This is a genomic window from Teredinibacter haidensis (genome assembly GCF_014211975.1).
Taxonomy (GTDB): Bacteria; Pseudomonadota; Gammaproteobacteria; order Pseudomonadales; family Cellvibrionaceae; genus Teredinibacter; species Teredinibacter haidensis.
In genome coordinates, this window is the sequence record NZ_CP060084.1 from 3,301,440 (window position 1) to 3,314,778 (window position 13,339).

Sequence of the window (13,339 nt, forward strand, 5' to 3'; positions counted from 1 at the left end):
ACAATGACTGAAGACGAATACGAAGATTTTGACGACGGCGAGTTCGGAAAAAGCAAAACACGAGTTAAGCAGGAAATGCAGGCTCTGCAGGAACTGGGGGTAAAAATCACCGAGCTAAAGGCCTCCCAGCAGGCGCAAATCCCCATGGACGACAAACTGCGCAAAGCCATCGAAGAAGCCCCGCGCATTACCCATCACAGCGGCCGAAAGCGGCATATGCAGTTTATTGGCAAGCTCATGCGCGCCGCCGATGGCGAAGCTATTGAGCAGGCCTACCAAAAACTGATGGAAAAACAACATCAGTCAGTGCAACTGCACCATCAAATGGAACGGTGGCGAGACCGTTTACTAGTAGACGAAAAGGCTCTGCCGGAATTTATCGAACAATTTCCCCTTTGCGACCGCCAACAGCTGCGCCAGCTAATCCGCGCCAGCCAGAAAGAGCGTTCACAGCAAAAACCACCCGTCAGTACGCGTAAATTGTTTAAGTTTATTCGGGATTGTTTTGAAGATTAAAGAGGTAACGACTTTACTAGAGAGATCTTACCTACGCCCATGAACTTAAGATGTTGTGCGGCAGCCTTAATCTCCCCGGCTGCCACTACCACACAATATTGATGGAGAGCATTACTGACAGCCAAGTAGCGAAAGGCTATACCTCTTTAAATTTTGTCTGCAATTACTGAGGAATATGTTAAGCGTTAAAAACGGTGATGCTGTCCTACAGGCATTTTCTGCCGTACAGTACTTACTTCTGAAAACTCTAAGGTCGCGAGAACTACCTGACATCCCAATTGTGAATCATCCGCAGCAGAAGGGTTACCGGCACGATTTAACAGCTTCCCCCAGGGGTCAACAATCATGGAATCGCCCCAGGTTTTTCGTTGCGAATTATGCTGTCCGGCCTGATTAACGCCCACCATAAAAAGTTGGTTTTCGATCGCGCGAGCGCGTAGCAGAATTTCCCAATGAGCTTTCCCTGTTACATATGTAAAAGCCGAAGGTAGAACGACAAATTCTGCACCCGACTGCACTAAGCGTGAAAAATATTCGGGAAAGCGCAAATCATAACAAATGGCCAAGCCCATCATTCCCCATGGGGTTTTCACCACCATCGGTTCGTTACCCGGCTGAAAAAATTCAGATTCACGGTAACGTTTTTCCCCATCAGAAACATCGGCATCAAACAGGTGGCACTTGCGATATACGGCTGCCAAACGACCGTCGTTATCGAACACAACGCTGGAGGCAAAGGGGAGCGCACCGCCGGCCTGCCATTGAATATCTCCCGGCAAATCACCAGCCGAAAATTGAAACTCCACTAGCGGTAAACTACCAGCAACCAACCAACTATTATACTTGCGGGCCAGTGCGCCAAAGCTCTGAAGCCAAGCCAACTGCTCTTCGACTTGAAATGGCTTTCGACAACCAAAGGTCAGTACATTCTCTGGCAATACCGCTAACTGGGCGCCTTTATCTGCTGCTTTTTCCAGCAAGCCCTCGGCGACGCTTAAATTATGCTGAATTGTAGAGGTGACATTATGCTCGTCCATCGGCATACGGCTAACCATTTGAAGCGCAGCAATTTTAAGAGGAGATCGGGGAGTTGTCATTGTTCACACATTCACTTAAGGAACCGAAATAACTATCGTTGTCGCATACATTATCGCAAGCCTGTCACCCTTTAAAACATTGAAGGCTCGCGGGGAGCTAAGCACTACCCGCGAGCAACGCTAACCACTACTGAGAATTACAAGTGGACTCAGAAATACAGCTCTGCTGATTTTCCCAGCCCCAGCCACTTTGGGTTTGCTGGCACATTGGGTATTCCGTTCCGTACCAATTGCAGACACTTGCACTACTGTTGCTGGAAGAACTGGATGAACTCGACACAGACGAACTCGAAGAACTACTGGACCCGCCGACAATACCACCGTCACCGCTTTGACCTTCGCAGGTAGTCTCACCAATACAGTTTTGCTCGTTCTCCCATCCCCACCCTGTGCTCTGATTCTCGCACAGTGGAGTGAGCGTACCGTACCAATCACACTGCAGCCCACCGGTCACACTACTGGAGGAAGAATTACTGGAGCTTGATGAACTCGAAGACGAGGAGGAGGAACTGCTTGAAGAAGAACTGGAGCTACTTGAGGATAAGCTACTAGACGACGAGCTACTACTGGATGAACTGGAGCTAACGGAAGAACTGTTCGCACAGCTTGAAATCACGCCACCGTCGCCATCACTCTGGCTTTCACAGGTGCTGCGTCCTACACAGCTCTGGCCACTCTCCCAACCCCAACCGCTGTCCTGATTAAGGCACAATGGACGAGGGTCGTCCTGGTACCACTTGCACAGGTCCACACATTCATCACTGCTGGACGATGAACTACTACTGGACGATACGCTGCTGCTGGAAGATGAACTCGTTGAAGAGCTTGATGAACTGCTTGAACTGCTGGACACAGATGTATCCAGACCAAAATAACGAACGGCAGCGGCGTAATCGACAGGTAGATTGTGGGAAACCCCGTCCATACTCAGCGCTTCAATCGGAGCATCTTCGCCAGTACCGCCATAGCGGGTACGCGTGATACCAGACTCAGGAGAATCGGTATAGGCCGCGGTTTGCGAGACACCGTGAACATTAGTCCACTGTTTAATCGCCTCATTGAAATTATTGTAATTAAGCGTTTCATCATTGGTACCGTGCCACAACTGTAGACGCGGTCGTGGACCGGTGTATCCGGGGTAGGCGTTGCGAACCAAGTCACCCCACGCCTCCGGCGTTTTTGCGATATTTCCGTTGGCGCATTCGCTATTCCACGTTGAACCATCAGTCGTCGCAAAACAGGCGAAAGGAACACCGGCAAACGCAACACCCGCTTTAAACACGTCTGGATAGAGGCCGATCATAACATTCGTCATCATCGCGCCCGAGGAAACACCGGTAACAAAAACCCGCTCCGAATCAACTTCATAATTTTGTTTTACATAATCAATCATCGACATAATGGAAACGGGGTCGCTGCCACCATCTCGAATAAGTGCCTGAGGGGAAGCTACATCGAAGCACATATCACTGCTATTGGCGGATGGATAAACAACGATATATCCATACTCATCGGCCATGGCTGCGTAGCGGGAGCCTCGATAAAACTCAGGGCCATCACCATGACAGTAGTGCACGGCAAGTAAAATGGGAGCGTTTTCCGCCAAACTATCTGGCACATACAGGTGCATGGGCAAATTACTGGGGTTATCACCAAAGTTGGTAATTTCTACCAAGCTAGCGGCCTGTGCCCCCCATGCAGACAGGAACAAACCCGATAACAACGTAAATAGATATGCGGTCGTATTTATTAATTTATTCATATGGACCTTCTTAGTGTGGACGCCAAAGAACAGGCGATTGAGAGAAAAGTTTTTCCGGCGGAATATATAGCATACTAATTTTACATACGCGATGACCTGCCGCTGCTTCTCACCTCACAAAAAAATAAAACACCCCATACGTATGCGTTAAAAAATACTAACAGAAATAGTATATCGAACACAGGGAAGAACAAATCATTATCTAGGGAAACAGAACGCTGTAGAGCCGCGAAAAACCTCCACATCCATGACAGCAATATGGAACAGCCGCTTACGACTAAACTCTTTAGGTATACGCTGAATGTCGTGTCGATCCCTTTTTAAGGCCACCCTGACACCTCTGATAATTTTTCAGCGGTCCACTAGACGCCCGAATCCGTTACGTTTAAATAGATAGGAATGGAAAACAAGAGAAGATATAAAAACTGTGGCTTCAAACTAATACCAAAGCTAATTATTCTGGTAACGGTGTGGGCTCAGGCGGGTCGAAATTATTATCCTTCGGCGGTGCACTAATTCCTTCGCGTACGGTATCGCGACTAATCGACTCAACCTCCCGGCCTTTTTCTGACGCAGCGGTATCGTCGAATATTTTGCGAAATTTAATTTTAGGATCACTCCAACTGCCGCGAATGGCGTAGTTAATACTGGAAACTTTATCCACCTGTTTTTCAAACATTTTACTGATAAGATAAACACCCACGGCGGCAGGTAAACCAGCAATCAAGGCAGCCGCTACGGTTATATCTCCCGCAACCGGCAAAGTAGCAACGAGTTGCGCATCAATTTTTTCTTCCATAAGGTCGAGCGTACCGGCAACCTGCATTTTGGAAGAAGTGGATTGAACCACCAAGGGCTGATTAATGTAAACCCAACCATTTTCAAAGTCGAACCCACCGTGTACCGAATCAAAAGCAAACCCCTCTTTCGCCAGATCGCTGAAATCTAACTTTAAGCGCCGCACAATGGTATCGAAATTGAAGAGTGCAATTAAACGTAGCAAACCGTTGTCAGCCTCGGCAGCTCCACGAATAAAGCTCCCATCGCGCAAATCAAAAATCACCTGACCACTAACCTCTTCCATATGAATTTCGTCCGGCGCACCGGGCCAGGAGACTTCGGCACGGACAATCGTCATTTTACTATCAAGCAACTTTTCGGAGCCCCAAGCTTCCAGTAGCTCGCCTATATTGCGCCCCATCAATGTACCTTTGAAAAAACTGCTTTGCCCCTCGTCCGTTTGTCTCCAAATAAATTCTGCCGCTGGCTCCTGTTTGGCTATATGAATAAATTCCTCGCGATCAGTTAATTTAGGTTTAACCGCTCTCGTACTTTGCTCCGTTTTTCGAGTGCGCCTTCGGCTTTTATTACCTGTTGTTTTTACCGGCTCGGCGACGGTTTCACCAATACCAATACCGCGAACGTTTGCACGAATATTGGTAAGGTGAACGCCATCGACCAGTGGATTCATATCAAAAGCCCAACGGCCAAACGGCTTACCGCTAACAATGAGTTCTTTTACAGAGAAATCAACAGGGAATGTCAGCTTGGACAATTCCATCTCAGCCATCGACCAAGCCTTGTCTTCCTCTCCCAGCTCAGAGCCATCATCGCTCCCCAAACGCAGATGATCCAGATCCAAAATCAGATTAAGCGCATCTTCACTACCGCTGACAATCACATTCCCTGAAGCGGTTTCGCTCGCCACCCGAAGATCCCAGCGCGCTTCCGTACCGAGACCATTAACATGAACGTTGTCGATAGCGGTATCACCGATGCTGGCTTTGCCAATATCCAGGTTTAAACGAATAGGTAAATCAGCCTCTGATTCCGCTTCGTTTTGGCTTTTCTTTAGCGCATCTACATAGCTGAAATACTGTTCTCTAACCCCATCCCATACCTGTAAATCTGCGGCCTCTACGTGACCAATAACATCAAAGAAGCCTGGTTGCAGCGGCATGGGGCTCTCATTAATATATATTTGGCCACTATTTTCGATAGCGTCGCCTGTCTGCATTCGCAGGCCGATCATATTGTCATAATCGAACTGATATCGCCGAAAGCCGTCAAATAGCTTCAGGTTTACCTCAAACGGCTTTTCCTGTTCTGCGTCTTTGAGCAAGGGCTTCGGCAATTGGAAATCGACACCTTTTAACTGTGATGAGAGGCCGACCTCAAGAACATGATTGGCACTACCTTTGGCCGGAATCGTTACTTTTCCAGTAACCTCACTCGAGCCATGTGTAAACCCCAGCTCAGGTCGTTTTGTCCAACGGCGAACGTCTTGAATATCCACCGGCCCCTTAAAATGAATCACTGTATTGCGCCGACTATCGCCCGGCCCAAGCAGCGGGCTTTCAACGCGGGCGGCGATCGGTTTACCCCACAGCTCTCCCTCCAAATGGGCTGCACTGAGGCCTTTATCCGACTGATAACTGAGCTTGCCCTTAACCTTATTAACCGACAGGTCGATATCACGCATATCTACCCGAGCCCCCGAAAAATCAACATTGATATTTTGGTGGGCCCCTTTCGCTTTATCCTTTAACGGTAACTGCAATTGGATCGCAGCTGAAACCGCTCCCGAGAAATCCCAGGAATCGAAGGCAGAGCCCAATAGCTCTCTCACGGGGCTCTGCTGTAACAGCGCCATCGCCGCACCAGCATCGCTTTGCAGCTGGCCGTCGATCGCGAGCGCATGACCGTCATCCTCCGGATTACTAATAAGCGTGACGTCGGCCTGGTTAATCCGATTTCCCAGCAGGCTTGCCTGCTGGATATAAATATCCAGAGTATCGTTGCCCAGGCTGAGGTCGCCTTCAATATTTTTCAGCGGCGGCCACTGAGGGTCGAAATCCAAATCGGCATTATGGACGTCGCCAGATAGTAATATCGAGGGTCGAACAAGTGGTTTTTTAGAAATAGAACCGTGAAAAAGAAAGGCGAGGTCACTTACCGTTCCGCGACCAATACTGCGATCCAACCATTCCTTCAGGCTTTTCCGGACAACTTTGGGCACAAATTTTTGCTGCAGGCTAAGTGGCCCTTTTTCCAAGCCAACCGCCAGCGTCATAGTAGGCTCCCGCCCATCTCTTACTGTCGGCAACATCAGATGCAGGTATGCGTTGGCAGTTTCTTCCCCCTCAACCAGCTGAAGGCGATTGGAGTTCACATAGGCCAACTTTTCCTGGTTATCGACCAACCAACCAACCCGTCCCACAGCGGTATCGAAAAGCATAGGCTGTTCATAAACGTTGGGGAATGCAATGCTGAATCCATCCTGACTGTCGATATCCACGTAGCCATCAAAGGCGCTGGCAGAAACAAAACCATTAAGCTTTTCAATAATGGGAGAGCCGCGAAAACTCTGGACCCCCACTTCACCCAAGTCCGCCTTTAAGCGAAAATAACCCTCTTCGGCGGGCGCCAGCGTCACCTCTATATTATTCAGCAACCCCGTGGGAGAAAGCGTGTTCAGTATTTCGTCTGCTTGGCCCTGAATATAGCCAACTTTCTTCGCCAGATCGTGCCAGAGCTGTAAATCCAGATGATCAACGCCTATGGTAACGGGGCGATCCAGCCCACCGGAGAGCTGTACATTAAGAGGAGGGGACTGAAATTCAGGCCAGTCGACCGCCAACTGTTGCAACATCAGTCTCCACCCGTCTTTGGGGTGCCAACGACCACTAATATCTGACGCTAGGCCCTTCGGTAAAATCACACTTTCGGGGACTTCCAGCGGTAAACCATCTGAACGCACACGGCCGCTTAGAGACATACCCTTGCGCGTCGTCCCGTTGAACCACAGCTCCAAATCAAGCCGGTGGCCCTCTCCCCACTGCTGCTGATCCATGTTTTGCCAGTGCCTATCGGCAAACGCCGCAACGACCCTCTCCATAGGAAATTGCCTTAGAGCCAGATAGCCAACGGAATTGAAGTTTTCTGCATCCCGAGGATCACCCGTCCCCTCCATCGTTAACTGAAAATGCTGCCTCCCCTGCCCTTCAGTATCCAGCACACCAGCGGAGGCCGTCGCACGGTGAAAATTTTTGTCGTTCTCCAGAGTAATAGTTGGAATACTCAGCACCGAAGTATGGCCCGTACGAAACTCCAGGTTGAAATTGGCGTTTTCAAGTTCAATCCTGCGGCCGAACAGGAAAATATCGAGAGGATCATCGATAGTGAAACTAGCGTTACCCCGGTTTGTTATAGGTAGATGTTTCACTAGCCAGGTTCCACTCTCGGCTTGAATCAAGGTGGTTTCAAGCTGGTGAAAGGAGAGGTGTCGCCACTGAAAACTGAAACTCAGCAGGGAATCGACCAGACCCAGCTCTGCAACGGCCAAGTCGATTTTAAAAATCTTTTGCTGCTCTTTACTCGTAACAACGACATCCCGCAGTTCGATTTGGGGACGCAGGCCAGACCAATCCGCCGATAGACCGCCGACGGTAAGGTTCACTCCCAGACGCTTCCCCAGCAATTGGCTGATATCGTCGCGGTAATCATCCAGCAACGGAAAGGCTTCCCGCCCAAGCTGCACAAAGACAGCTAAAGCGATAACCAGGGTAAACAGTGCCCCCCAAAATCGTCGGGCCAGGCGCCGTAAAGTTCGTTGGCTGAGTATTACCACGGTTTCATCTCTTCTGGCCTCTAAACCAGAATAATGTCGTATTGTTCTTGATTGTAGAGTGACTCCACCTGAAACTTGATTGGCCGACCAATAAAAGCTTCTAGGTTGGCGATACTATCGGACTCTTCATCCAATACACGGTCAATCACCGCCTGGGAAACCAGCACAAGAAATCGCTCATTATCGTAAGTGCGTGCTTCACGTAGAATCTCCCGAAAAATTTCATAGCAAATCGTTTCTGCCGATTTAAGCGATCCGCGCCCCGCACATACAGGACAGGACTCGCACAGTATTTGCCCCAACGATTCGCGCGTGCGCTTGCGCGTCATCTCGACCAATCCCAATTCCGATACTCCGGTAATACTGGTTTTGGCACGATCCTTTTCCAGGTTTTTTTCCAGTGTGCGATGTACCTGGCGCTGATGCTCCAAGTCTTTCATATCAATAAAATCGATAATGATAATGCCGCCCAGGTTACGCAACCGTAATTGCCGAGCAATAGCACTGGCAGCTTCCAGGTTAGTTTTGAAAATCGTCTCTTCCAAATTGCGATGACCGACAAAAGCACCCGTATTCACATCAATAGTACTCATCGCCTCGGTCTGTTCGACAATTAGGTAACCGCCCGATTTAAGTACAACTTTGTTATCCAGCGCCTTTTGAATTTCGTCTTCCACCCCGTAGAGCTCAAACAAGGGACGCTCACCGGGATAGTGCTCGATCCGGCCACCGATTTCCGGCGCGTAATGTTTGGCAAACTTCTCCATCTTGGCGAAAGATTCGCGCGAGTCGATACGAACCCGTTCAATATTGGAACGCATCAAGTCGCGAATGGTACGCATATAAAGCGGTAAATCTTCGTAAACAATACTCGGAGCTTTGCAATGCTTAATGGTGTCTGCCAGATCATGCCAAAGCCGGTAAACAAAGGGGATATCTGCACGTAAATCCTCTTCCGTTGCACCCTCAGCCACTGTTCGCACAATAAAGCCCCCACCCTTGTAGGTGTCTGCGTGCTCCGCAGCCAGCTTTTCGACAACGCCCTTTAACCGCTCTCGCTCGCCTTCATCTTCAATGCGGTTGGAGATACCGATATGGTCGCTATTAGGCATATATACCAAATAGCGAGCAGACACAGAAAGCTGTGTAGTCAGACGAGCACCCTTGGTGCTAATGGGATCTTTAATGACCTGCACCAACAGATCCTGTCCTTCGCGCAGGTGCTCGCGAATATCAGCCTCAGCACTGGCCCGCTCTTCGATACCGTTTTCGTTGATCGGGGATATATCGGAGACATGGATAAAGCCGGCGCGTGCCTGACCGATATCCACAAACGCCGCCTGCATTCCCGGCAATACACGCACAACTTTGCCCTTATAAATATTGCCGACAAAGCCCTTAGTGCGCGCACGCTCGACAAAAACCTCCTGTAATACGCCGTTTTCAACCAACGCCGCCCGCGTTTCCGTCGGGCCAAAATTAACCAGTATTTCTTCACTCATAGCTAAAAGCATTATTCCTTAAGCTGCCAGATGGGCACATTGAACAGGCTCAACAACTGACAGGTTTCAAATAGAGGCAAGCCAACAACACCCGTGTAGCTACCGGTAATCTGTTCGACAAAAACGGCACCCAAGCCCTGAATACCATAGCCACCAGCCTTATCCCAAGGCTCACCGGTCCGCCAGTAACGCTCAGCTTCCGATTGACCAATATCGCGAAAACGAACACTTGTCGTATTAACACGGGTCTCGCTGCGCTCGGCGGTACACAGAGAAATGGCCGTCAACACCCGGTGCTCCCTGCCCGCTAAGGCCAGTAGCATCTCCACTCCCTGCTGTTGATCTTCCGGTTTTTCCAACACCTGATCACAACAAACCACAACGGTGTCGGAACCCAGCACCGGAATATGACTATCGGCCACTAAAGCCGCTCCCGCCTGAGCTTTGCTTTGCGCCAACCGGCAAACATAGTCCTGCGGTTTTTCATCGAGCTCACGTTCTTCAGGTACATCAACACTTATACACTGATATCGGACGCCGATCTGCGTTAACAGTTCACGCCTGCGGGGAGACTTGGAGGCTAGGTAGAGATTAATCGGCTCTTTGGGGGAGTCGTTCAAAAGTGGTTTCCTTTTACTCGGCGACTTTATTTTTTTAAAACACCAAAAGAAAACAGTTTATCACTCAAGCGAGACGATAGCGTACGCGAATCCGGTGAAAGATAAAAACTATCAACGGCCAGCAGAGAGCGCTCATTATCGTTGGCAGCAACAATAGCTGGGTCGGCGAGCGGTAACCGGCAATTCCTTGCACCCAATTCACGACAACCTGATGCGTACCCACCAAAATAAATATCCACATCGACTGGTGCCAGACTGAGTAGTTGCGAATACGCTGATAAGACATCAAGCAAATGTACGCCAGCAGCGTAAGCGCCAAAGCATGCGCCCCCCAGACGGTGGCCTCCACAATATCCTGCACCAATCCCACACTCCAGGCGAAGAACATGCCCAGATGCTGAGGAGATTGCATCACCCAGTAGGCCACCAGCATGCACACAACTTCAGGCCTTAAGTAAGCGATATCCGTCGGCAGTGGAAACACCGCGATCAATAGGCCGATCAGCAAACTGATCACCAACACCACGACCGGGTGCTTACGCTCCATAACCACTAGTTTTCCCCCTCCGAGGGCGGCTGATCGAAGACCAGTAAAACATGACGGCTTTTGTTCATTTCCGCCATTGGCCGGGCGAGCACCTGAGCAAAGGGTTTACCCGGATTAAAATGCACATCTACAACCTCTGCAACTGGATAGCCCACGGGAAAGCGCTGCCCTAGACCGGAACTGACCAGCAGATCACCAACCTTAATGTCCACGGTATTAGAGACATGGCGAATAGCCAGCTGATATAGACTTCCTACGCCTTCAGCCACTAGGCGCACACCGTTGCGATTGATCTGAACGGGTAATGCATGCGTTGTATCGGTAATCAACAGCACCTGACTGCTGCGCGCGCCCACTTGCACTACCTGCCCCATCAGACCGTTGGCATCTACCATGGCCTGACCAATATAGACGCCATCATTGCTGCCTTTACTGACAATCACTTTATGGATTGTCGGATCCGGCGCGATACCGATAAGCTCTGCAATAATCACCCGGTCTTCGAGCATATCCGCGGAATTGAGCAGCTGACGCAGGCGTACATTTTCTGCCGCCAGCGACGCCATCTGCTGCAGCTTGCGCTTATGAACAAGCAACTCGGTACGCAACGCTTCGTTTTCCTGAATCAGTCGACCGCGCGACATCAACCGATTGTCGGCCCAGTCGCTTGCGCGTGATGGCAAGTCGGAAACCCAGTAGAAAGGTGCGGAGAAATCGCTGGCCTGATCCTTAAGCGAGTCAAACCAGTCGGTATAGAGATAGGCGAAAGCGATGCCCAACGATGCGAACGTCAGCACCGTAACACGAACAGAAAGTGAAGGACCTTGGCGAAACAGAGGTTTAATAATGAACTCCGGTTTTTATTTTAGTTACGCCGAATCGTTAAATATGTAATCACAGCAACCCGCTTACAGACTCCGCAATAACCCCGAGCAGAGTGCATGCAGGTGTGCCGACCATTAAAGGTATAAATACGCGTTGTTACAAACCAGCAGAATCACGCTCCGAACACCAACGGCTGAGCACACCCTGTAAGCACCCACTTTTTGATCGTGACCTTAGATGCTTGCTCAAACATCTAAGGGACCTCAAACAGCGTCTAAATTAGTACACGAGATCAATGGTATGCTGATCCATCAACTCCATTGCCCGACCGCCACCGCGTGCCACGCAAGTCAGCGGATCTTCCGCAACCACTACCGGCAGGCCCGTTTCTTCTGTCAGCAAGCGATCGAGATCTCGCAGTAGAGCGCCGCCGCCGGTTAAGACCAGACCACTCTCAGCGATATCCGAAGCCAATTCGGGCGGGGTCTGCTCAAGCGCACTTTTTACAGACTGTACAATGCCGGAAAGTGGCTCCTGCAGGGCCTCCAGCACTTCATCACTGTTCAGCGTAAAGCTCTTGGGTACGCCTTCAGCGAGGTTGCGACCGCGCACATCGATTTCCAGCACTTCGCTGCCTGCGTAGGCACAGCCGATTTCTTTCTTAATACGCTCAGCGGTAGCGTCACCAATCACGCTGCCATATTTACGACGCACGTAATTTACAATCGCCTCGTCGAAGCGATCACCACCAATGCGAACCGAATCGGACAGCACGACACCATTCAGAGAAATAATGGCGATTTCGGTCGTGCCACCACCGATATCCACCACCATGGAACCCGTTGCCTCATCGACCCTCAGACCCGCTCCAATGGCGGCAGCCATCGGCTCTTCGATCAAACGTACTTCGCGAGCACCCGCCCCCAAAGCGGATTCGCGGATTGCGCGCTTTTCCACTTCCGTCGATAGGCAGGGTACACAGACCAGCACACGAGGACTCGGCTGGAACCAACTGTTCTCATGCACTTTTTTGATAAAGTGCTGCAGCATCTTTTCGGTTACCTGAAAGTCGGCGATCACACCGTCCTTCAAAGGCCGGATAGCCGTGATATTACCGGGCGTTCGACCGAGCATCCGCTTGGCGGCCATACCAACGGCTTCCACCGACTTTTGACCGTTTTGATTTCGAATGGCAACCACGGAAGGTTCGTCTAGAACAATGCCGCGCTCGCGGACGTAGATAAGAGTATTGGCAGTACCTAAATCAATAGATAGATCGTTGGAAAAAACACCGCGTAAACGCTTGAACATATTGTTTAAAACCCTATTTTTCAGCCGGAGCACTTTTGCGCAAACTCAATTACTGTCAAACGCCCGTCACTCCTGAATTGTGTGGCACTCTATCAACGCCGGGGATTTTGGGCAAGGCGCAAATATGGTAACGTAGCGCGTTTATTATAAATTGCCCCAGGGCAAACCCCCCAACGCTTTCAGGAGCTCAGTGTGAACCCCTCGGAAATTGAAAAACTGGCCAACCTGGCCCGTCTGAAAATCAGCGAAGAAACCATTGAAGAAACCGCTAACAGTATTACCGAAGTGCTTGCGCTGGTAGACCAATTACAAGCAGTGGACACTCTGGGAGCAAGCCCCATGGCCCACCCGCTGGACGCTGTTCAACGCTTGCGCGCCGATACGGTTAGTGAACCCAACTTGCGCGAAAAGTTTCAATCCATAGCGCCGGCCACAGAAAACGGGCTCTATCTCGTACCCAAGGTTATCGAATAACCAACAACATTATCATATTTAAATAAAACAACTTTCACCCCCTTATTTCAGGACT

At 50.1% G+C, this 13,339-nt stretch carries 10 protein-coding genes; 2 read left to right on the forward strand and 8 right to left on the reverse strand.

Features of this window, described 5'->3' with window-relative positions; all coding sequences use genetic code 11:
• Window positions 1–3: 3 nt before the first annotated feature.
• Window positions 4–516, forward strand: a complete 513-nt coding sequence (yjgA, locus tag H5715_RS13180; RefSeq protein ID WP_075187253.1) for a ribosome biogenesis factor YjgA — start codon at window positions 4–6, stop codon at window positions 514–516.
• A 185-nt stretch (window positions 517–701) separates the two neighbouring features.
• Here the strand turns inward: yjgA and H5715_RS13185 are convergent, their stop codons facing one another.
• The 8 genes from H5715_RS13185 to H5715_RS13220 form a co-directional block, all read right to left on the reverse strand.
• Complete coding sequence (locus H5715_RS13185) at window positions 702–1,613, reverse strand: carbon-nitrogen hydrolase family protein (protein WP_075187252.1); 912 nt, start codon at window positions 1,611–1,613, stop codon at window positions 702–704.
• A 127-nt stretch (window positions 1,614–1,740) separates the two neighbouring features.
• A complete protein-coding gene (locus H5715_RS13190) occupies window positions 1,741–3,375 on the reverse strand; it encodes an extracellular catalytic domain type 1 short-chain-length polyhydroxyalkanoate depolymerase (RefSeq protein WP_083608184.1) in 1,635 nt (544 codons plus the stop codon).
• 454 nt (window positions 3,376–3,829) lie between these two features.
• Window positions 3,830–8,005, reverse strand: a complete 4,176-nt coding sequence (locus H5715_RS13195; protein WP_075187251.1) for a YhdP family phospholipid transporter — start codon at window positions 8,003–8,005, stop codon at window positions 3,830–3,832.
• A 20-nt stretch (window positions 8,006–8,025) separates the two neighbouring features.
• Entirely contained in the window at window positions 8,026–9,507 is a 1,482-nt protein-coding gene (gene rng / locus H5715_RS13200; RefSeq protein ID WP_075187302.1) for a ribonuclease G, read from the reverse strand.
• 11 nt (window positions 9,508–9,518) lie between these two features.
• Window positions 9,519–10,127: a Maf family protein gene (locus tag H5715_RS13205; protein ID WP_075187250.1), complete on the reverse strand. Its 609-nt coding sequence runs from the start codon at window positions 10,125–10,127 to the stop codon at window positions 9,519–9,521.
• 64 nt (window positions 10,128–10,191) lie between these two features.
• Window positions 10,192–10,674: a rod shape-determining protein MreD gene (mreD, locus tag H5715_RS13210; RefSeq protein WP_075187301.1), complete on the reverse strand. Its 483-nt coding sequence runs from the start codon at window positions 10,672–10,674 to the stop codon at window positions 10,192–10,194.
• 5 nt (window positions 10,675–10,679) lie between these two features.
• A complete protein-coding gene (mreC, locus tag H5715_RS13215; RefSeq protein ID WP_075187249.1) occupies window positions 10,680–11,510 on the reverse strand; it encodes a rod shape-determining protein MreC in 831 nt (276 codons plus the stop codon).
• Between the two features lie 268 nt (window positions 11,511–11,778).
• Window positions 11,779–12,810 (reverse strand): rod shape-determining protein, encoded by a 1,032-nt coding sequence (locus H5715_RS13220; RefSeq protein WP_075187248.1) that lies wholly within the window; start codon window positions 12,808–12,810, stop codon window positions 11,779–11,781.
• A 192-nt stretch (window positions 12,811–13,002) separates the two neighbouring features.
• Between H5715_RS13220 and gatC the strand changes: the two genes are divergently transcribed.
• A complete protein-coding gene (gene gatC / locus H5715_RS13225; RefSeq protein ID WP_075187247.1) occupies window positions 13,003–13,284 on the forward strand; it encodes an Asp-tRNA(Asn)/Glu-tRNA(Gln) amidotransferase subunit GatC in 282 nt (93 codons plus the stop codon).
• Window positions 13,285–13,339: the final 55 nt, after the last annotated feature.